The 20,231-nt window shown below is 57.2% G+C and carries 19 protein-coding genes; 12 read left to right on the top strand and 7 right to left on the bottom strand.

What is annotated here, in order from left to right:
• Positions 1-81: 81 nt before the first annotated feature.
• The 3 genes from glnD (at position 82) to G5358_RS09810 (ending at position 4,229) form a co-directional block, all read left to right on the top strand.
• Positions 82-2,718: a bifunctional uridylyltransferase/uridylyl-removing protein GlnD gene (gene glnD / locus G5358_RS09820; RefSeq protein WP_421324019.1), complete on the top strand. Its 2,637-nt coding sequence runs from the start codon at positions 82-84 to the stop codon at positions 2,716-2,718.
• A 173-nt stretch (positions 2,719-2,891) separates the two neighbouring features.
• A complete protein-coding gene (gene dapD, locus G5358_RS09815; RefSeq protein ID WP_421222314.1) occupies positions 2,892-3,719 on the top strand; it encodes a 2,3,4,5-tetrahydropyridine-2,6-dicarboxylate N-succinyltransferase in 828 nt (275 codons plus the stop codon).
• A gap of 126 nt (positions 3,720-3,845) precedes the next feature.
• Positions 3,846-4,229, top strand: a complete 384-nt coding sequence (locus G5358_RS09810; protein ID WP_421222315.1) for a DUF3461 family protein — start codon at positions 3,846-3,848, stop codon at positions 4,227-4,229.
• A 270-nt stretch (positions 4,230-4,499) separates the two neighbouring features.
• Here G5358_RS09810 and ptsG read toward each other — a convergent pair whose 3' ends face one another.
• The 6 genes from ptsG to G5358_RS09780 all read right to left on the bottom strand — a co-directional run bounded on the left by ptsG (position 4,500) and on the right by G5358_RS09780 (position 10,903).
• Entirely contained in the window at positions 4,500-5,930 is a 1,431-nt protein-coding gene (gene ptsG, locus G5358_RS09805) for a PTS glucose transporter subunit IIBC (RefSeq protein WP_005338586.1), read from the bottom strand.
• A 423-nt stretch (positions 5,931-6,353) separates the two neighbouring features.
• Positions 6,354-7,325 carry a MalM family protein gene (locus tag G5358_RS09800; protein ID WP_266134125.1) on the bottom strand — a complete coding sequence of 324 codons (972 nt, stop codon included), beginning with the start codon at positions 7,323-7,325 and terminating at the stop codon, positions 6,354-6,356.
• A gap of 91 nt (positions 7,326-7,416) precedes the next feature.
• Entirely contained in the window at positions 7,417-8,736 is a 1,320-nt protein-coding gene (locus G5358_RS09795; RefSeq protein ID WP_421324018.1) for a maltoporin, read from the bottom strand.
• 530 nt (positions 8,737-9,266) lie between these two features.
• Positions 9,267-9,707, bottom strand: a complete 441-nt coding sequence (locus G5358_RS09790; protein ID WP_421313245.1) for a flavodoxin — start codon at positions 9,705-9,707, stop codon at positions 9,267-9,269.
• A gap of 90 nt (positions 9,708-9,797) precedes the next feature.
• The gene (gene truC / locus G5358_RS09785) at positions 9,798-10,571 is read right to left on the bottom strand and encodes a tRNA pseudouridine(65) synthase TruC (RefSeq protein WP_019445213.1); all 774 of its coding nucleotides are present in this window, start codon (positions 10,569-10,571) and stop codon (positions 9,798-9,800) included.
• Positions 10,568-10,903 (bottom strand): YqcC family protein, encoded by a 336-nt coding sequence (locus G5358_RS09780; RefSeq protein ID WP_005338596.1) that lies wholly within the window; start codon positions 10,901-10,903, stop codon positions 10,568-10,570. The genes truC and G5358_RS09780 overlap by 4 nt, the downstream gene beginning before the upstream one ends.
• Before the next feature lie 276 nt (positions 10,904-11,179).
• Here G5358_RS09780 and G5358_RS09775 point away from each other — a divergent pair, with 276 nt between their 5' ends.
• From G5358_RS09775 to G5358_RS09755, 5 genes are all read left to right on the top strand, one after another.
• On the top strand, positions 11,180-12,220 hold the full coding sequence (locus G5358_RS09775) for a DUF3549 family protein (RefSeq protein WP_421324017.1): 1,041 nt from the start codon (positions 11,180-11,182) through the stop codon (positions 12,218-12,220).
• Positions 12,221-12,332: 112 nt separating this feature from the next.
• Positions 12,333-12,632 (top strand): DUF3301 domain-containing protein, encoded by a 300-nt coding sequence (locus G5358_RS09770; RefSeq protein ID WP_106842366.1) that lies wholly within the window; start codon positions 12,333-12,335, stop codon positions 12,630-12,632.
• 74 nt (positions 12,633-12,706) lie between these two features.
• The gene (locus G5358_RS09765) at positions 12,707-12,943 is read left to right on the top strand and encodes a DUF2789 family protein (protein WP_005338602.1); all 237 of its coding nucleotides are present in this window, start codon (positions 12,707-12,709) and stop codon (positions 12,941-12,943) included.
• Between the two features lie 84 nt (positions 12,944-13,027).
• Entirely contained in the window at positions 13,028-13,324 is a 297-nt protein-coding gene (locus G5358_RS09760) for a hypothetical protein (RefSeq protein ID WP_236341456.1), read from the top strand.
• A 3-nt stretch (positions 13,325-13,327) separates the two neighbouring features.
• On the top strand, positions 13,328-14,113 hold the full coding sequence (locus G5358_RS09755) for a Zn-ribbon-containing protein (protein WP_421324016.1): 786 nt from the start codon (positions 13,328-13,330) through the stop codon (positions 14,111-14,113).
• A 92-nt stretch (positions 14,114-14,205) separates the two neighbouring features.
• Here G5358_RS09755 and syd read toward each other — a convergent pair whose 3' ends face one another.
• Positions 14,206-14,754 carry a SecY-interacting protein gene (gene syd / locus G5358_RS09750; protein ID WP_101530793.1) on the bottom strand — a complete coding sequence of 183 codons (549 nt, stop codon included), beginning with the start codon at positions 14,752-14,754 and terminating at the stop codon, positions 14,206-14,208.
• A gap of 204 nt (positions 14,755-14,958) precedes the next feature.
• On the opposite strand from syd, the gene queF reads away from it, so the two are divergent.
• The 4 genes from queF to G5358_RS09730 form a co-directional block, all read left to right on the top strand.
• Entirely contained in the window at positions 14,959-15,807 is an 849-nt protein-coding gene (gene queF / locus G5358_RS09745; protein WP_101530823.1) for an NADPH-dependent 7-cyano-7-deazaguanine reductase QueF, read from the top strand.
• Positions 15,808-15,984: 177 nt separating this feature from the next.
• Positions 15,985-18,267: a hypothetical protein gene (locus G5358_RS09740; RefSeq protein WP_421324015.1), complete on the top strand. Its 2,283-nt coding sequence runs from the start codon at positions 15,985-15,987 to the stop codon at positions 18,265-18,267.
• 80 nt (positions 18,268-18,347) lie between these two features.
• Complete coding sequence (locus tag G5358_RS09735; RefSeq protein WP_421324014.1) at positions 18,348-19,961, top strand: diguanylate cyclase; 1,614 nt, start codon at positions 18,348-18,350, stop codon at positions 19,959-19,961.
• A 148-nt stretch (positions 19,962-20,109) separates the two neighbouring features.
• On the top strand, positions 20,110-20,231 hold a 122-nt coding region (locus G5358_RS09730; protein WP_421324021.1), incomplete at its 3' end, for a pyrimidine/purine nucleosidase domain-containing protein.

Here is a 20,231-nt window from a genome sequence, read left to right as displayed (position 1 = left end):
GAACCCCGGCCCTGAACTTCCAAAGCGCCGGGGTTTTTACTTCTGTTTCAGCCGTTTGCCTGCCACTGTGTGTGAGATGCCATGGACGCCAGCCTGCTTTCCCCCCATTTGTTACCCGATGACCAGCTCACTCGCGACAACTGCAAAGAGTACCTGAGCCGCTTTCTCGGCTGGCTGCACGCCCGTTTTGATGCCGGCGACAACATCATCGAGCTGGTCGCCACCCGCTCCGAGTACATGGATCAGTTGCTCTGCCGCCTGTGGCAGAAATTCGGCTTTGACAAGAGCGACCTCACCCTGATCGCGGTGGGGGGGTATGGTCGCGGCGAGCTGCACCCCCACTCCGATATCGACCTGCTAATCCTCTATGACGGCGAAGAGCTGGACGAGGTGCTGGGACTGCGGATCGGCGAGTTCATCACCTTGCTGTGGGATCTCAAGCTGGAGGTGGGTCAGGCGGTGCGCAACGTGGCGGAGTGTCTCGAGCAGGGGCGCGCCGATATTACGGTCGCCACCAACCTCATCGAGGCCCGCTACATCACAGGTCGCCAGGAGGGATTCCAGCAGCTCAAAGAGGCCACCGGCCCCCAGCACTTCTGGCCAAGCGAAGCCTTCTTTCGCGCCAAGCGCCAGGAGCAGGCTGAACGTCATCAGCAGTTTCTCGGCACCGCCTACAAGCTGGAGCCGGATCTCAAGAGCAATCCGGGCGGCCTGCGGGATATTCAGACCCTCGCCTGGGTCGCCCGCCGCCACTTCGGCGCCACTACCTTGTTCGAGATGACCAGCCACGGCTTTCTCAACCGCGCCGAGTATCGCGAACTGCTCGACTGCCAGAATTTTCTCTGGAAGGTGCGCTTTGCCCTGCACATGGCTATCAACAAGGGAGATAACCGACTGCTGTTCGATCGCCAGCGCACCGTGGCCCAGATGCTGGGGTTCGAAGGGGAAGGCAACACTCCGGTCGAGCAGATGATGAAGCGCTTCTACCAGACGGTGCGGCGGGTCTCCGAGCTCAACGAGATGCTGCTGCAGCTGTTTGACGAGGCGATCCTCGGCAACACCGCCATGGATGTGCGCCGCCTCTCCGACGAGTTCCAGCTTCGTGGCCGCCTCATCGATGCGGTGGATGCGGAGCTGTTTAGCCGTGAACCAGCCGCCATCCTGCGCCTCTTCTATCAGATGGCCCAGCATCCCGAGATTGCGGGCATCCACTCCGCCACCCTGCGCCAGCTGCGCGAGGCGCGCCGCAAGCTCAACTGCTGGCTGCAGGAGTTGCCGGACTGCCGCCGCCTGTTTATGGCGCTGCTGCGCCATCCCAACGGCATCGGCCTGCCGCTTACCCTGATGCACAAATACGGCATCCTCGCTGCCTATCTGCCGCAATGGAACCTCATCGTCGGCCAGATGCAGTTTGACATGTTCCACGCCTATACGGTGGATGAGCACACCCACCGGCTGCTCAAGAACATTCACGGCTTTCCCAACCCGGCCAATCGCCAGAGCCACCCGCTCTGCCATGAAGTGTTCACCCGACTGCGTAAACCGGAGCTGCTCAGCATCGCCGCCCTGTTCCACGATATCGCCAAGGGGCGGCGCGGCGATCACTCGGAACTTGGCGCCGTCGATGCGCTGGAGTTCTGTCAGCTGCACGGCCTCGATCGCTACGAGAGCCGGCTGGTCGCCTGGCTGGTGCGCCACCACCTGCTGATGTCGGTCACCGCCCAGCGCCGCGATATATACGATCCCGACGTGGTTACCGACTTTGCCCAGAAGGTGCGCGACGAGCAGCATCTCGACCTGCTCTACTGCCTCACCGTGGCCGATATCTGCGCCACCAACGATAGCCTGTGGAACGACTGGAAGGGCACCCTGCTGCGCGAGCTCTACTTCGCCACCCAGAAGGCGCTGCGTCAGGGGCTGGAGAACCCGCCCGACATGCGGCTGCGCATTCGCGAAAATCAGCGTCAGGCCAAGCAACTGCTGGCACAACGGGATGTATCGGAAGAAGCGATCAATCAGCTCTGGGGCGACTTCAAGGCTGATTACTTCCTGCGTCACAGCCCGGAACAGATCGCCTGGCACTGCCGCCACATCATCGAGCATGGCGACAATCCGGCTCCGCTGGTGATCATCGGCAAACACCCGACCCGCGGCGGCAGCGAGGTGTTCATCTACTGTCGCGACACGCCGAACCTGTTTGCCACCGTGGCCTCGGCGCTGGATCAGAAGAACCTCAACATCCACGACGCCCAGATCATGAACTCGCGCAGCAACTATGTGCTCGATACCTTTGTGGTGCTGGAACCGAACGGCGAACCCATCAGCCCCAACCGCACCGCCACCATCAAGAAGGCGCTGGAGAAAGCGCTGCAGGAGCCGGGCAAGCTGGTACTGCGCAGCAAGCCGTTGTCGCGCCGCCACCGCCAGTTCAGCGTACCAACACGGGTGGTCTTCCTACCCCATAAAGGGGAAAGCCGCCACACTCTGATGGAGCTGACCGCCCTCGACACTCCCGGCCTGCTGGCGCGGATCGGCGCCGTGTTCCAGCAGTGTGGTCTGTCGCTGCATGCCGCCAAGATCGCCACCTTTGGCGAGCGGGTCGAGGACTTTTTCAGCCTGACCAGCCTCGATGGCGAGCCATTGACCGCCGAGCAACAACAGCAATTGGAAGAGCGACTGGTTCATCAGCTTAATCCGCAGCAATTTGCTATGGAGTGAGTGCAATCTGATTCGAAAGAGGCGGTTTTCACCTCTTTTTTCCCATACCAAACAAATGGTTGGCCGGGAAATATGGACGAAATGGTCGTTGGCTGGAAGAATTCCGGTCAGCCACTTAAAAACAGTCGGAAAAGTGTGATACAACAAACAGAATTTTTTAAAGGAAACCTGTCATGACCGAGTTGCAACAGATCATTGAAGCGGCCTTCGAGCGCCGCGACACCATTACCCCGAGCACTGTGGACAGCGCTACCAAGTCCGCCATCCTGCAAGTCATCGAACTGCTGGACTCCGGCAAGGCCCGGGTTGCCGAGAAGATCGCCGGTGAGTGGGTCGTTCATCAGTGGTTGAAGAAAGCGGTACTGCTCTCGTTCCGTATCAACGACAACTACATCATCAAGGGCGACGATGCCCAATACTACGACAAGGTTCCCCTCAAGTTCTCCAACTACACCGCCGAGCAGTTCAAGGAAGCGGGTGTGCGCGTGGTGCCGCCGGCGACCGCCCGCAAAGGATCCTTTATCGCCCCCAATACTGTGCTGATGCCCTCCTATGTCAACATCGGCGCCTTCGTTGACGAAGGTACCATGGTCGATACCTGGGCCACTGTCGGCTCTTGCGCCCAGATCGGTAAGAACGTCCACCTCTCCGGCGGCGTCGGCATCGGCGGCGTACTGGAACCGCTGCAGGCCAACCCGACCATCATCGAAGACAACTGCTTTATCGGTGCCCGATCCGAAGTGGTTGAAGGGGTCATCGTCGAGGAAGGTTCCGTCATCTCCATGGGCGTCTTCATCGGCCAGTCCACCCGCATCTATGACCGTGAAACCGGCGAGATCCACTACGGCCGCGTACCGGCTGGCTCCGTGGTCGTCTCCGGCTCCCTGCCCTCCAAATGCGGCAAGTACAGCCTCTACGCGGCGGTGATCGTCAAAAAGGTCGATGCCAAAACCCGTGCCAAAGTCGGCATCAACGCCCTGCTGCGCTCCATCGACGAGTAATCAGCATTGCTGTGATAAAAGGGCGCCTGATGGCGCCCTTTTGATTTTGGCGCCCCTGTCACAGGCAAGCCATGAGGCATCGGTTAAGATGGATGGGACAGGATCGTTTCAAACCGAGGAAGCCTGATGTACGAGAATCTGAAGAGCCTGGGGATCCAGGATCCCGCCTCCATCGATAGCTATACCCTGCGCCAGGAGGCCAACCACGACATCCTCAAGATCTACTTCAAGAAGCAGAAGGGCGAGTTCTTCGCCAAGAGTGTCAAATTCAAGTATCCCCGCCAGCGCAAGACCATGCTGGTCGACTCCGGTACCCATGAGTACAAGGATGTCACCGAGATCAACGCCAACCTCAAGTATGTGGTGGATGAGCTGGACAACCTGACCCAGGGCGTCCATCAGCAAGCCGACCCGGACATCAAGCAGAAGATCCTGCGCGACCTGCGTCATCTGGAAAAAGTGGTGCAGAACAAGATCTGCGAAATCGAGCGGGATCTGGAGAAACTCTAATCCCCTCGACTCGACAAAAGAGCGCCCAGATGGCGCTCTTTTTATTGGCTGGCTTTATGGGGATATGGGGTTATCTGGCAATGCCGTGCGATAAGGTGAGCGGAGCACACCACCTTGTGCTGTTGGGCCACCATTGGGCAACCCGTTACACATAGCCCCTTGGAAAACACAACCCCTGCCAAGCCCCGAGACACGCTACAAGCAACCACAAATAGCAAGAGGGAGGCTTTCGCCTCCCTCTTCAAACACGCTGATATTCAGGCAACAGAATTAGTTGCTCTTCATCCAGATGTCCATGTCGGTTTTCAGGTTGTCGGACTTGGTACCGAAGATGGCTTGAACGCCGGAACCAGCCACTACCACACCGGCAGCACCCAGTTTCTTCAGACCAGCCTGGTCAACCTTGGCAACATCTTTCACACCAACACGCAGACGGGTGATGCAGGCATCCAGAGAAGCGATGTTCTCTTTACCACCGAAGGCGGCAACCAGAGCAGCAGACATCTCGTCTTTGCCTTGGCCAACGGCCTCTTCAGCAGTCTCGTCTTCACGACCCGGGGTTTTCAGGTTCATGGCACGGATAACGAAGCTGAATACGACGTAGTAGATAGCCGCGTAAACCAGACCCAGACCAACCAGCAGCAGCATGTTGTCGGCACGCGGTGATTGCACCACGAAGTCGATGAAGCCGTTGGAGAAGGTGTGACCGTGTACGATACCCAGAGAGTTGGTCAGCACATAAGCCAGACCAGCCAGTACAGCGTGGATTGCGTACAGAACCGGAGCGATGAACAGGAAGGAGAACTCGATCGGCTCGGTGATACCGGTCAGGAAAGAGGTCAGGGCTGCAGAGGCCATGATACCAACGATCTTGGCGCGGTTTTCCGGCTTGGCAGCGTGAGCAATGGCGAACGCAGCAGCAGGCAGACCGAACATTTTGAACAGGTAGCCACCAGCCAGCTGACCAAAACCGTTACCGGCAGCGCGGGAAGCGTCATCAGCAGTCAGGAAGCAGGTCATGATACCGTGAACAGTTTCACCGGCACCGTTGACGCAGGTACCAGCCTGATAGAAGAACGGTACGTTCCAGATGTGGTGCAGACCGAACGGGATCAGGGAGCGCTCAACCACGCCGTAGATACCGAAGGCCAGTACCGGGTTCTGGTTGGCAGCCCAGTCAGAGAAGGCACCAATGGCGCCACCCACTGGCGGCCAAATCACGGACAGGATCACACCCAGACCGATGGAGAGGAAACCGGTGATGATGGGTACGGCACGCTTGCCCGCGAAGAAGCCCAGGTACTCTGGCAGCTGGATCTTGTAGAAGCGGTTGAACGCCCAGGCTGCGATACCACCGGCCAGGATACCACCCAGCACGCCGGTTTCGATGGTTTCAACACCCATCACAGGTGCCATGACCTTCAGGGTTGCGACCATGATGCCGTAGCCAACGATGGCTGACAGACCGGATACACCGTCGTTATTGGTAAAGCCCAGAGCAACACCCACTGCGAACAGCAGGGCCATCTGGCCAAATACAGAACCACCGGCTTGCTCCATCAATTGGGAGACAATTTCCGGCATCCAGCTGAAGTGGGCAGCACCCACCCCCAGCAGAATACCTGCGACTGGCAAGACTGATACTGGCAGCATCAGCGCCTTACCAACCTTTTGCAGATTAGAGAAAGCATTTTTGAACATTGTGTGCGCTCCTGAATGGATTGTCGTCCCTGAACGATCTATCTGGATGAAATAAGCACTGATTCATTCAGATATCTTCGAGTCGGGCTTGTTTATTTTGACCATCAGAATATAACCCAGCGGGTCATAAATTGCTGCTTTCGAAGGCGGGGGAATATTGAATTTGGAGGGAAGATCACAACTTGTTTAGCGGCTAAAAAACGCATCTAATATAAGTTAATAATCCGCATTGTCACTCTATTACAAAGACATATAAATAGCAGTTTCACTTTGTATTTTAATAATACCATTTACATCAAACGGCAACACATTGTAACCAAGTGTAACGGCGTGACTTTTATTTATTACAGTCTACCGATTAAAAAGGCCTCCAACAAGGGAGGCCTCAATAAATATATCTGACCAGTAAATGGTCGTATTATTCTATTTTTGCGAGCGCTTGACCGCATCAATAAACACGCTTTTTGCTTTGGTTGAACCAGCCCGTTCAGCCTCGTTCACCAGCTTCATCGCCTTGTCGATATCCCCCGCCTTGACCGCTTTTTCGATCTGGCTCTGATAGAAGGCTTCTGTTTCACTCAGCATGGCAGGAGCAGGTTTGGCTGCGACCGCAGCTGTTGCAGTTGTGGTAACGGCTGCAGTCGTCGCTATCGCGGCAACCTGCTGACCCTGGCTCATGGCCACCTTATCGGCATATTCGGGTTTGAATACCGCTTCAAGACCACTTCCACGGGCCATATCTTTGACTTTGATCTGCACCAAACCCCAAGGAGAGTGCGGGATCACCGGATCCTTGATATCAGGCTCAACGGTACCATTAGCACGAGCAAACGCTTTTGATGGATGAAGGATTGTTGTGCTGCCAGAGAGTTGGTCCGCAGGCGCATAGACGATCATGTATGTTTCGCTGGCCGGGTTGCCAGGCATGCTGCGGTCAACAAAGAGACGCCCTTCGATACGGTCGTTATCGAGCAGGTGAGCAGGCTGATAACTGAATACAGACTCACCCAGTACGCGAGTCACCTTGAACTCGGCATCCAGCATAATGACTTTGGGCACCATCACGGTTTTGCTCACCTGTGATGCCAGGCTGATCGCCAGATTACCGGTGTTGGCCGGCAGGCGATAAGCCGCAAAGTAACTCATCCCCTCATCAAACTGAAAAGTGGGTTGCTTGCCATCGATGGCCAGCAAGGTCTCACCTTCAGGCAAGGGGGCATAACTGAAATCTTTAAACGCCACACAGCAGCTGGAGGCTTTGGCCAACGCTTGCTTGGCTTGATCTGCATCGCTCAAGATAGAGCCATGTTCTTGCAGAGGAACAACCATGTTGCCGGCACAACCGGTTAATAGCGCAGTGATTACGGCTGCAATAGACATCTTTACCCGTTTCATTTTTCTTATCTCCATAATCCGGTGGCCGTGATCCGGCGAAACAAAACTGCCCCCATAAGGGGGCAGTCACTAACTTAACTTAAACTTTTGCTTACCACCAAGCTTCTGCTTGCACACCAAACTGGTAGGTGTCTTTGGAGGTATTGCCTTCGAAGACTTTCTTGTCTTCGTCGTTAGCCAGGTAGGAGGCGAACACACGGATTTCCGGACGGGCCCAGAAGCTGGAACCAGCAGACCAGGCTTGAGCCAGGGTCAGCTTGTAGCCGGCATCTTTGTCTTCGCTGCCATTGGTGGACTTGTTGTTGTCCTTGAAGTAACCGCCTTCAAAGATGGTCTTGTTGAAGTCATCCCACTTGTACATCGGGCGAACAACAACAGACATGGTTTCCCACTTGTCGTTGCCGTCCCACATTTCGTTGCCTACACCGTAAACCAGCTGGTGACCCATCTCCCAGGAGTTGCCCATCGGAACAACGCCCCAGTTGATGATACGGAAACCGTCAGCACCGTCTTTGGCTTCAGCGCCGTACCAGGAACCATCGCCATAGAAAGCCATGGTCTTGGAGTAACCTTCGGTACCGTATTGCAGCACGGTTTTGTTGAAACCACCGAGGATGCCAGCGGTCAGTTCAGCAGTCAGCATCACGCCATCTTGCGGATTCTTTTTCAGTGCTTTCTGATCGTTGGTCTCATTGACCAGAGCATAGTCAACGCCCAGTTCCAAGGACGCATCGGTCCACAGCGGGATGCCGGCATAACGCAGATCCAAGGTGTTAACGTTCAGATCTTCATTCTTCTGATAGGTCGGGTTACCGTTGCCATCCACTCCGGTTTGGGTGTACTGGCCAAACACATCGGCAGCGCTGCGATCGTTGCGTACCCATGCGAAAGATACTTTACCCGGACCAGCCTGGATGCCTTCGACACCAGCACCGGCACCGGAGATGTTCCAGTAGTAGAAGTCGGAGATGTGGATGTCATGGCGTTGATAGTAACGCTTACCAGCCCACAGGGTTGCTTCAGGAGCAAAGTTCAGCAAGCCTTTGGCTTGTACGTTGAACTGACGCAGAGCGAAGTCGGAATCACCATTGCACTGCTTGGCATCGAAGTTACAAACAGTACCGGTACCTTCCCAGTCGTTTGAACCGTTGGAAGCCATGGCAAACATGGAATCAACATAGAAAGTCTTGCCATCTTTGTTGAATACTTCCTGACCCAGTTGCACTTCACCGTAGGTATCATTTTCGTTACCAAGACGGCCAACTTTATTGACGTTGTATTTAACCATGTCGCCGTCGCCGGAAACACCGACGCCGGAACGGAAATAACCGTGGAAATCTACGGCAAAGGCGGCTTGGGAAGCCAGGGCGGCAGTAACAGCTGCTGCAATCGGGAGCCACTTCATTTTCATTGTCATATTCCTTATTTCCCGCAGTGAGGAGTGTGATCCTGAATATTCAACTTCTTATCACCATGTAATCCTGTTGGTGATAACCGAGGTTGATTATAGGGAGCGTATTTCACGACAAATATGAAGCGACTCACAAAATGGCGACAAATCGCTCGGCAAACGATCCCCACAACAACAACAAGTAAAAAAGCCATAAACCGCGCAATTAAAATCCGAAAAACAAGAAAAACTCACAACAACAACAACCCTGAAAGCGTTATCATTAATTAATTCGCGATAGAACTAAAGTCATTATTTTACGTTCGAATGACAAAAACATGACTGAGATCGCTTTCAAGATGGAACTTTTATTTGGATGACGGGTCTGCGGTACGCGTGAAACCATTACGGCAATGGAATGCTAAAAGGGGAAAATACCCCTCCGCCATCAGGGGAAATATGCGTTGCAGAGTGAAATGGTTCTTGTGCAAATAACAATCCCCTGCTACTTAAGGCTCAGGGGATTGATATGGCTCTATTCAAGAGAATATTCAGGGCTGAATATCCCACTTTTTCAGCCAGCTGAGTGCCACCTGTTCGGGTTCATCGTGCACGGTGGCATCCAGCTCCAGCGGGGAAATCACTCGCGTGGCCCCCAACTCTTGCAGCAATCCGTCCAGCCGACGGCCCGCGCCACAAAAATGGTCATAGCTGCTGTCCCCCATGGCAATCAGGGCATAACGCAGTCCCTTGAGCCAGGGTGCCTTGTCAGCCAGCTCACTGGCAAAGGGCTGCAAATTGGGAGGAATGTCCCCCTGCCCGGTGGTGGCACTGACCAGCAATAAAAAACGGCCGGGGTCAATGTCCGCCAGCCGTGCTTCTTCGTGCAGAGAACAGTGATGCCCCTTGCGTTCCAGCTCATCTGCCAAGGTCTCGGCCACCAGCATGGCTGCGCCGTAGACAGTTCCTACCACGATATCGATCTGTGCCATTCTCTGCTCCCCGCGTGAGTCACTCTTTTGAGCAACTCTATCAGCAAGCTGGCGTCAGATGCCACCGGTTCAGGGCTGAGGATCAGGCGCTTAGTAGTCGCTCTCGCTGGCGGGCCAGCCCAGCTCGGCAAACAGGCGCAGCACATCCTGACCGAGCGGCGCCTGGATCCGCATCGGCACCTTGAGCACCGGATGGGTAAAGCTCAGGGTGCGGGCCACCAGCAGCAGCCGTTCGCAGCCAAAGTGCTCGCGAAAGAAACGGTTGTGGCGCCCATCCCCGTGGGTGGTATCCCCGACAATGGGGTGGAACAGGTGATCCATATGGCGGCGCAGCTGATGCTTGCGGCCGGTCTTCGGGAACAATCTGACCAGGCTGTAACGACTGGTGGGGTGCTTCTTGGAGACTGCGTGGGGCAGCTCGACCTGATGCAGGCGACGGAAGGTGGTGACAGCATCCTGCGCCGGGCGATCCGGGTTGCTCATGGCATCGGCAATCTTGTCAAGCTGCTCCTTGAGGGGATAGTCGATCACCCCCTGCTCGGGCGCCCAGCCCCGCACCAGTGCCAGATACTCCTTGTGTACCTGACGTTGGGTGAAGGCTTCGGTCAGCGCGCGGGCAATCACCGGATCGAGCGCAAACAGCAGCACGCCTGAGGTGGGCCGATCGAGGCGATGCACCGGATAGACATGGCGACCGCCGATGAGATCCCGGGTCATCTGCATGGCAAAACGGGTCTCGCCCTTGTCGAGCCAACTGCGATGCACCAGCAGACCGGACGGCTTGTTGACCGCCACCAGCCACTCATCCTGATAGAGCAGAGTCAGCTTCAGGTCACTCTCTTCTCGAGTTTGCGCAGGCATCATTGTTCGATCACTTTGCCGGAAAGCAGCAGATCGAAGCGGGCGATCAGGCGCAGCAGCGCTTCTGCCTCGGCCAGATCCTCTTTGTAGACTTCGCTGGCCATGGGATAGAGGGAGACGCTGGTGGGCAGCGGCGCCTGCAACATCACCAGCTGCTCCATCCGCGGGATCAGCACGAACTGCAGCCACTGATCAAAGCTCAGGGTATCGACACAAAAAGGCAGGGTGCTTGCCAGGGCTTCGTCACCGGGATGGTCAGCTTGCCAGCGCTCAAGGCGCTGCAACTCGGCGGTGAGTTCCCCCAACAGGCCAGCTACCAGCAAATATTGATTCATCTCGCTCTCTTCCTCATAACCACAGATTGATCCGCTGACCCGACAGGGCCAGCCAGGATGCAAATAAATTCCGTCACGCAGCACCGGCGATTCAGCCGGCTCGTCGACATACACGGCAATCAGCGCGGCCTGCCGCCGTTAAAAAAGGGCGATACTATACACCTCCCCCTGCATGGCTGCCATGTTGATATCTGCCGCAGCGCACGTCTGCTGCCACTGGCTATCCTCGGCAAGGGCCTTATAATCGGCCCGCATCACCATTAGCCGGATCTCACCATGTCTGCGACGCCTACTGCCATCAATACCTTGACCGAATTTCTGACTCAGGCTGGCACCCAGTTCCAGCTGTTTGACATGGGCCGCCAGGTGCGGCCACTGGCAAGCGACACCTTTGTGCGCATCGAACAGCAGCAGGAACCCTACCCCTGGCCGCTGCAACAGCACGCCTGGCTCGGTGTGCACTTCTTCCAGCCGAGCGAGTCTCGCCACTACCTCTGGTTCCTCAAGTTTGCCCTCGATGAGCGCGGCCTGCTGATGTCAAACGGCCCCAAGCTGTTCATGGATCAGGTGGTGGAGACCCTGGGCTACAAGCTCACCGGCGATCTGGACGAGGAAAAAGCCCAGCGCTTGGCCGACAATCCCTACACCTTCCGCCCGGCGGAGGCAAAAATGGCCAGTCTGCACGCCAAGCTGGCGCGCCAGCTGGAGCAGGCCCCTTCCGCCTATTACGATGCCCTCTGCCACTATCTGGCAGCCCCCAACGACACCGGTTGGCAAACGCTGGGGCTGCAGGGCTTTGCCGATCTGGCCGAGCGACTCCATGATGAGCGCAATCTGGCGCTGATCTGCAAGGCGCTGCCCAAACTGCCGCAAGAGCCGCTCTATGCCCTCTGCCAGAGCCTTGAAAACGCCCCGCTGCCGCCAGCAGTACAAGGCGCCTTGCTCGAGCGGATCGGCAAGGAGCAGGAGTGCGCAGCCCCCAACCCGGAGACCCTGGCCTACCTCTGCCGCGCCATGGCCTCCTGCCCCGGCAGCAATTTGCGCACCAACAAGCTGCTGACCCTGCTGCAAACCCAGCCGAGCCCTGCGCTGCTGCTCGCCATCGCCGGCCGGCTCTGGCCCGACCTGAAAGATGCCAATCTGCTCAGCCACTATCTGGAACAGCTGGCGCTACAACCGACCCAGTTCTTCAATCAGGTTTTTGCCGAGTTGGTCACTTTACCGGCCCTGCGCAATGATATGCTGGCCAGACTGCGCGACCCCGAGCGCAGCGATGCACTGGGCAAGGCCATCGGCCGTCTGTTTGCCTCGGCCTGATCCCTCGCCTCCCCCTCACGCCACGAGGCAACACGGCGGGAATATAGAAAAGGAGATCGGGAGTGCCGAGCAGGACTCCCGGTTATCGACATCACGATAAGGAAGCCCGCCTATGGGAGAGATGCTCGGAATTTTGTTGCTGATTGCGATGGGCGGCCTGTTCTGGCTGCAACGCCAACAGGCAGAAGTGGCCTGGCAATACATGCGCCGCTACTGCCAACACCATGATCTGCAACTGCTGTCACTGGCTCGCCATCGGCGGGAGCTGGCCCGCAATCCCCTGCGGCTGCTGACCCACTATCAGTTTGAATTCTCCAGCGATGGCGAGAGCCACTATCAGGGCACCCTCAAGATGCAGGGGCTGCACGTCGTGGGCGTTGATCTGCCACCCCATCGAATCCCCTCAGCCTGATCCCCAATCTCGTCTCTGCGCCCGATGGCTGTGCCTGTCTATAATCTCAGGGATTAAACAAAGGGAGAGACGAGATGGAACCCCTTGTCCACGATCTGCCAGCCCTGTTTGCCCAGCTCGGGATGGCCAACGACGAGCTGAGCCTGCACCGCTTTGTGCACGACCATCACCTCGACAATGAGACCCTGCTGCCGGAGGCCGGTTTCTGGAACGCCGCCCAAGCCAGCTTTCTGCGCGATGCCCTGTGGAACGACTCCGACTGGTGCGAGGCGATCGACCAGCTCGATGTGATGCTGCGCCAGCCCCGCTAAGCCGCCCGCCCCTTTCCTCCCCTGCCAGCTTTGGTTAAGATCCCGCCCCGATATCGATCCCTCCTTCTCACCCAGAGCATGCTTATGTCCGCCCACGAGATCATCCGAATTGCCAACGAGCTGGCCGCCAAGGGCCTGACACCCACCACCGCCATGATCAAAGCCCGCCTCACCCAGCCCGTGCCGATGGCCGAGCTGCTGAAAGTGCTGAGCCAGTGGAAGCAGCAGCCCGTCGCGACCGCCGAGAGCGAGCTCCTGCCAGAGGCTGACCCCCAGCCAGCACCGGAGCTCACCCTGCAGCAGCTCGCCGAACAGCTCGCGCGCATCGAACAGAAGGTGGATCGCCTGACCGACCTGCTCCTTCAGCAGGGGCAAGGCTGAACCATGTATATCGTCGAACTCTGCTTTGAGTGTTACCGCGATACCTCCCTTGGCGACGCCGAGCGTGCTATCGTCAACTACCTCGACATGCTGCGTTATCAGGGCCAGATCCTCGGGCGGGAGTTCCCCACCAGCATGCATGAAGGCTATTTCGTCAGTCGGGTGGTCTGCCCGGAGCAGGATAGCCTGCACCCCGACAACCAGAGCGAGCAGGTCAAACTGGCCGAACAGCAGCTCAATCAGGCGGGGTTGCTAGCGCCCAAACTCCAGCTGCAGGGGGCGGATCTGCTCTCCGACAGCACAGATCCTTGCGGCCAGCAGGGCGAGCGGCCGAGCTGGATGCTGCTCTACACCAGCTTCCTGCACACCTGCTCGCCGCTGCGCTGTGGCGACCACTTCGCCCCCATTCCGCTCTACCAACTGCCCGCAGTCGCCAACGGCGATCAGAAACAGATCATCAAGTGGCAGGAGGATTGGGAGGCGTGCGATCAGTTGCAGATGAACGGCTCCATCGCCGAACATGCGGCGCTGCACGAAATCGGCGAAGTGGGCAGCCGCCTCTACCGGCGCGGCAGCGATCTGGCCAAACGGCTGGAAGTGCTGAGCGGCATCCCCACCTACTACTACCTCTATCGGGTGGGCGGGCTGAGCGCCGCCGAGGAGAAGGCGCGCCCCTGCCCCAGCTGTGGCGGTGAGTGGGCGCTGACAGAGCCGCTGCACGAGATCTTCGACTTCAAGTGCGACAGCTGCCGTCTGGTCTCCAACCTCTCCTGGGATTTCAAGGATTAAGCGCGTTCCCTGTACGCGATGCCATAAAAAAGAGCCTTGCCGCATGGCAAGGCTCTTTTCGTTCCGATGGGTAACCTTGGCTCGAGCAGGTGCTATTGCGGCAACGTCTCAAGCCGTTCCAGAAACGCCGGCAAGGAGGGCGCCAACGTCAGACGGCGGCCGGAATCGAGCCACTCCAGCCACACCTGACCACTCTCGTTATCAAGGGAGATGAGCGTCATCTCGTTGCGGGTGGTGGCAATGAAGATGGAGGGGGTTCGTTTTAGCTTGCGCAGCATCAGCAGGTGGCCGATGAGGTTCTCCTTGAGCAGGTCGAGATCCGCGTCGTTCCACGGCAGGATCAGTTCAAGGCGCAGCCCCTTGAAAAGGCAGGGGATGGGGCGGCTTAACCAGTGCCCGAATAGGGCGATAGCGCTGGGATGAATCGTCAGCTCGAGGGCATCGGCCATGGCTGTAAAATCGGCCGGCTCGGAGCGCTGGTGAGGGCGCCAGGCCACCCGGCCATCGGCGGGCTCACCAAGCTGGCAGGGGGAACGCCAGTCCGCCTCCCACTCGCACAGGGGCAGGCCTCGTCTGGCCTCGCCATCCCGTTGCCAGCGGGCAAAAAAGTGCTCCAGGGCAGACAAAACTTGATCCGACATCGAAAATCCCCACAATTGCTGGCAAAGTCCGCTATTGCACCACCAAACCCGGTAACAGACAAGGTTGCCAGCCGACCTAGTGACCCGGGAAACAGAACCCGGGATACAGAGAGGCCGACGCCCAAGCCAAGCGGCTGCAACCATCCGGCCCTGCAATGGCCCGTTTCATTCCACTCATCATGAGCAGATTACGTGAGCAACCCTGTGAGCAAACAAGATAGATACGCCGGGGCCAGCGCCCTGACCGGCCTGAGCCTGGGCCAGCAATCCGATTACATCAGCCAGTACACCCCCTCCCTGCTGCAGCCGGTTCCACGTAGCCTGAACCGGGATGATCTCAAGCTGGGCGATGACCTGCCCTTTAGCGGTTGCGATGTCTGGACCCTCTATGAGCTCTCCTGGCTCAATGCCAAGGGCAAGCCGATGGTGGCGGTGGGTGAAGTGGCCATTCCGGCCACCAGTGCGAACCTGATCGAATCCAAATCCTTCAAGCTCTACCTCAACTCCTTCAACCAGACCCGTTGCGACTCTATCGAGGCAGTCGCCGCCATGCTGACCAAGGATCTGAGTGCCTGTGCCGGTGAGACCGTCAAGGTGACCCTGTTCCCCCTCGACAAGGCGCCGCACCAGATTGCCCTGCTGCCCGGCGAGTGCATTGATGAGCAGGATATCGAGGTAGACAATTACGAGTTTGATGCGTCCCTGCTGCAAGGGGCGGCCGGCAGCGAGCAGGTTGAAGAGACTCTGCACAGCCACCTGCTCAAATCCAACTGCCTGGTCACCAGCCAGCCCGACTGGGGCTCCGTGGTAATCCGCTACAAGGGGCCGAAACTCGATCGGGAGAAGCTGCTGCGCTACCTCATCTCGTTCCGCCAACACAACGAGTTCCACGAGCAGTGCATCGAGCGGATCTTTATCGACCTCAAGCACTATTGCCAGCCTGAGCAGTTGACCGTCTATGCACGCTATACCCGCCGCGGCGGCCTCGACATCAACCCGTTCCGCTCCGATTTCGAAGCCGTGCCAACCAACCTGCGTCTGATCCGTCAATAAGAGCAGAGGTTGATAAAGGGCTTCCCGGTATCACACCACAGCGCCCTGCTATCTCAACCCTGCTGGCGCCTTGATGCATCCGGCTACAAAGAAGCCTGAGTACACCATCAGTAAACGCTGGACTCGCAGGGGTGGGCTTGGATAACATGCCAACACCTCTGCGCCGTCCTTAATCCAATGAATCAACTGTTTTTTCTGGCTATGATGATGTCTTCTCTGTCCGCTCCAAATCTGGATCTGGACAAGGAGCAACTATCCCTGGATCTGCAACAGGCCCAATCACTGGTGCTGACCGACCCTGCCAGATGTGTTCAGATCACCTCCGCCTTTCTGACGCGTGCGGCCAATAATCCCCAGCAAATCATCAGTAATCGTCAGGAGTTCGGCTATCGCGAGCCTCTGCTCAGCTACAGCACCGTTTCGCAAACCATCGGAGCACACCTGCTTGAAGGGGAGTGCCGAATCCAGCTTGGCCAATATCAAGCTACCCAGCAAACCCTCGACAAGGCGATGGAACTGGCGGAGAGAGAGCGCCAACCCGAACTCAAGGCCCACGCCCTCTATCTCAAAATCCGTAGCCAGGGGCTAAGGCAAGATGGCCAGAACAACAGCCGTATCCTGCTGGAACAATTGGACGAACAGCTGGCCCGTCCCGACCTCAAACAGAGCCAGTTACAGATCTATAGCCGCCTGCAACGCACCAGCTACGAGATTGAAAATCAGCATCTTGAAGACGCCAAGACCCATCTGGCGGATGCAAGGATCTGGGCTGCCAAAGTCGCCAATCCTCTTGCCAGCGCCTGGGTCAGCGCCATCAGCGGCGACCTTTATCGTGTGCTGCAACAACCCCAGCTGGCATTGGGTGAATATATCGATGCCCAGCAGCAGGCCAAGAATCTCAACGACCCGCTCTTTCTCGGCTTGCTCTCCAACCAGATAGTCAAACTCTATCAGCAAGAGCAGGAGCCCCAGAAAGCGCTGCAATATGCCAATGAAGCGGCCAACTATTTTCACTCCATCGGCAATCCGTCACTGCTATGCGACTCACTTATCGTGCTGGCCCGACTCAACCGTGATCAGGGCGACCTCAATATGGCGCTGGTCTACTTCTTCAATGCGCTGGATTTGCTCGATGAGGGAAGCAGTCGGCCGCAGGCCTCTCTGCTCAAGTACGAGATAGGCAAAACCTATCTGCAAAGCGGTAACCTCTCGCTGGCCGGCAACTACCTCAATGCATCCCGGCAGTCCCACGAGTTGGGCGATGCCAAAGAGCCGCTGATCGATACCCTGCTGTTGCTCGGCGAGCTCTATCTGAAGAAGCAGGAGGCGGCCATCGCCATCCTGCAGCTGGAAAATGCCCGGGCACTGGCCAATCAGGTAGGCGACACTCGCCGCCAGTACGAAGTATTCCGCCTGTTGTCACTTGCGTATGAACAGAAGGGATACCTGCACCAAGCCCTCGACAGTTACAAGCGCTTCCATCGTTTGGGAGAAGAGGTTCGCCAGCAGGAAATTGATCAGGAGCAGGCTGCGATCCGCGACAACTATGTCCAGGTTGAACGGGTACAACACATCAAGGAGCTGGAGCAGCAGCTTAACAACAGCCAGCACCAGCAGGAGCGCTATCTCTGGTCGAGCATTACCACCAGCCTGCTGCTGGCGCTCTTCATCTACCTCTTCTTCACCCTCTGGCTAAAATTGCGTACCGCCCGTCTGCAACTGAAACGCACTGGCGAGGCCCTGCTGATCGAACCCCGCTCCGGACTTGCCAACTGGCAGCGGCTGATGAATCGCTGGCCGCGGGAGATGGCAAAACGCCAGCTGAAATCGGAGCGCTGGTATCTGAGCGAAGAGCACAGTGAATTCGATGACAAGCTGCACTATCTGCTGTTCCGGGTACCCTTCCTGGTCAATACGCTGGAGCGCCACGGCTATCAGGCCAGCCGTGAAATCGAGCAGGCGTTCGGCATCTATATGGATACCCTGACCCCGCAAGATGGCCGTATCTATGACTTGCGTGAAGGACACATGCTCTATGTGGTGCCGCAGCGCCACGTGACCAACCTGCATCAACTTGCGGGAGACCTGCTAACCGCCATCGCCGCCTTCCCTTGCCAATACGAGCTTGATCGCCAGATAAGCCTGGGGATTGTCAGCCACCCCTTCCTGCCCAAGGCGGCGACCGCGCTCGATCACAATGGCCTGTTCGACCTCTGCTATCTCGCCCTGTCGGGAGCCATTCAGCTCAGTGAAAAATACCGGCAAAACGCCTGGTTGGAGCTCGCCGCCATCGATTGCCAGCAGGCTGCATTTTTTAATGGGGATGTGTGGCAATGCGGCTTGATGGCAATTGACAAGGGGCTGGTAAAAGTCAATTCTTCTCATGAAAAGCAATGGGTTAACTGGCCCAGCCTCGCAAGGATGCAAGCGGCTGAAGGCCAGCCGACAAATAATAGATAACAGACGACACTCAACCTCGGGTTCGGCCACTGTTGCTATCCAACACCAAAAAACAATAATGACAACAGGGCGACCTGATAATGAATGACATCGCTGCCGTAGCAGGACAATTGGCCAGGCTCAGGGAATCCCTCCAGCAAAAACAGCTGGAGCTCGACGGCGTTCTCTCCTTTTCAGATGCAGAGCGAGCTCGTGGCATCCAGTTTATCAACAAGCTGATGCTCTCTTGCCGCGGCTTCGATCGCGAGCTGGATAATCGCTTCGCCAAACTCAAGCAGAGACTGGATAGCAATCCCGCATTCACCTCGCTGGATGCAGAGCTACTTGCCATCGAGAAGTTGCTGCAGCAGCACAGCAATGCACTGGAAGAGTCGCTCACCCTGACCCAGGCAGCCATTGATCTTGGCTCAAAACAGCTAAAAACCATCAAGGGCTTCCCGGAAGAGACCCGAAAATCCCTCAAGGAATTTCTGAAAAGCCCCGCCGGCTATGGTATTGCCGATCATCAAAAGAAGGTGATCCGCCTGCTTGAATTCTATCAGCAGGCGATCAAGATCCAGCTGCTGCCAAGCCAGCCACTGTCCGGCTCTTCAGCGCCCCAACAGCAAGAGAGCGAGCCCGGTTGTGAACCCCAACCTGATGTTGAGCCGTTTGACCTCAAAGATCATGCGCGTATCGCAGACGAACTGCAGCGGCTTATCACCGAACTCGACTTTGCCGGCGCCATCGGCGAGAGCCTGAGCGACATTCGCCGCCAACTGCTGATCGGGATCAACCCTGCCCTGCTGGCGGAAACCTGCCTGCAGGTGATCGAGCTCATCATCGAAGGCACCCGTGAGGAACGCAAAGCCTCCCGCGCCTTCCTCAGCTCCCTCAACGAGAGCCTGTCAGCAGTGCATGTCGGCTTTACCGAATCCCTCGATGAGGGGCGTGCGCTACAAAATGAAACCCGTGAAACCCGCGAAGCTCTGGTCTGCGAACTGCAGGCGATCGACCACTCCCTGGCCAGCCATAACTCCATCGATGCGCTCAAGCGTGCCATCTCCGGCCATATGGGCGCCATCAATCTGCTGCTGCAAGAACGGGAAAGTACCGCAGCACGGGAACGTCACCTGCTCACCCGCCTCTCCACCATGGAGTCCAAGCTGCGCTTGATGAAGGATGAGACCGCCGAATACAAGAAGCGGCTGACCATTCAGAAGCACAAGCTGTTCCTCGACAGCCTGACTCAGGTACACAACCGGGCCGCCCTCGACGAGCGGCTGGAGCAGGAGTTCAAGCGCTGGCTTCGCTACCGCACTCCGCTCTGCATGGCGATCATCGACATCGATCACTTCAAGAACATCAATGACAATTATGGCCACATGGCCGGCGACAAGGCGTTGAAGGTTGTTGCCAAAGCGCTGCAGAGCGCCCTGCGTGACACTGACTTCATCGCCCGTTTCGGCGGCGAAGAGTTCGTGGTGCTGCTGCCCAATATCAACCCGGACAAGTTCCAGAAGCCGCTGGAAACCCTGCGCCAGACCATCAAGAGCATCCCGTTCCGTTTTCGCGATGCCAAGGTGGAGATCACCATCTCCATCGGCGCAACCCTGTTCAAGGATGGTGACAACCCCTCCGATGTGTTCGAACGGGCGGACAGAGCGCTCTACCACTCCAAGAACGCAGGTCGGGATCAAGTGACACTGGCCTGAGTTGTGACTAAAAAAACAGCGAACAGTCGTCGCCCTATTTCCCTCCCCCCTCCGTTGCCACTACTATCAAACTCAGGGGATGCAACATGGCATCCCTTTTCTCCCCAGGGAAAAAACACAACGATAACAAGTGAGTAAAGGGGAACCTATGATTACGCACATCAATCCCGTTGGCAGCATGGATTTGCTGTCACAGCTCGAGGTGGATCGCCTCAAGCAGACTGCCTCCAGCGATATCTATCAACTGTTTCGCAACTGCTCGCTGGCGGT

The sequence above is a fragment of the Aeromonas sp. 604176 genome (assembly GCF_049170755.1).
Taxonomy (GTDB): domain Bacteria; phylum Pseudomonadota; class Gammaproteobacteria; order Enterobacterales; family Aeromonadaceae; genus Aeromonas; species Aeromonas veronii_A.
This window is presented reverse-complemented; position numbering and strand designations above follow the sequence as displayed.

Coding starts and splice junctions, on each gene's coding strand:
- G5358_RS09780 (WP_005338596.1), bottom strand. CDS start 10,903: ATGAATCAATATTTGCTGGTAGCTGGCCTGTTGGGGGAACTCACCGCC.
- ptsG (WP_005338586.1), bottom strand. CDS start 5,930: ATGTTCAAAAATGCTTTCTCTAATCTGCAAAAGGTTGGTAAGGCGCTG.
- G5358_RS09800 (WP_266134125.1), bottom strand. CDS start 7,325: ATGAAACGGGTAAAGATGTCTATTGCAGCCGTAATCACTGCGCTATTA.
- G5358_RS09810 (WP_421222315.1), top strand. CDS start 3,846: ATGTACGAGAATCTGAAGAGCCTGGGGATCCAGGATCCCGCCTCCATC.
- dapD (WP_421222314.1), top strand. CDS start 2,892: ATGACCGAGTTGCAACAGATCATTGAAGCGGCCTTCGAGCGCCGCGAC.
- G5358_RS09755 (WP_421324016.1), top strand. CDS start 13,328: ATGTATATCGTCGAACTCTGCTTTGAGTGTTACCGCGATACCTCCCTT.
- truC (WP_019445213.1), bottom strand. CDS start 10,571: ATGATGCCTGCGCAAACTCGAGAAGAGAGTGACCTGAAGCTGACTCTG.
- G5358_RS09760 (WP_236341456.1), top strand. CDS start 13,028: ATGTCCGCCCACGAGATCATCCGAATTGCCAACGAGCTGGCCGCCAAG.
- G5358_RS09770 (WP_106842366.1), top strand. CDS start 12,333: ATGGGAGAGATGCTCGGAATTTTGTTGCTGATTGCGATGGGCGGCCTG.
- G5358_RS09765 (WP_005338602.1), top strand. CDS start 12,707: ATGGAACCCCTTGTCCACGATCTGCCAGCCCTGTTTGCCCAGCTCGGG.
- glnD (WP_421324019.1), top strand. CDS start 82: ATGGACGCCAGCCTGCTTTCCCCCCATTTGTTACCCGATGACCAGCTC.
- G5358_RS09775 (WP_421324017.1), top strand. CDS start 11,180: ATGTCTGCGACGCCTACTGCCATCAATACCTTGACCGAATTTCTGACT.
- G5358_RS09795 (WP_421324018.1), bottom strand. CDS start 8,736: ATGAAAATGAAGTGGCTCCCGATTGCAGCAGCTGTTACTGCCGCCCTG.
- G5358_RS09740 (WP_421324015.1), top strand. CDS start 15,985: ATGAATCAACTGTTTTTTCTGGCTATGATGATGTCTTCTCTGTCCGCT.
- G5358_RS09735 (WP_421324014.1), top strand. CDS start 18,348: ATGAATGACATCGCTGCCGTAGCAGGACAATTGGCCAGGCTCAGGGAA.
- syd (WP_101530793.1), bottom strand. CDS start 14,754: ATGTCGGATCAAGTTTTGTCTGCCCTGGAGCACTTTTTTGCCCGCTGG.
- G5358_RS09790 (WP_421313245.1), bottom strand. CDS start 9,707: ATGGCACAGATCGATATCGTGGTAGGAACTGTCTACGGCGCAGCCATG.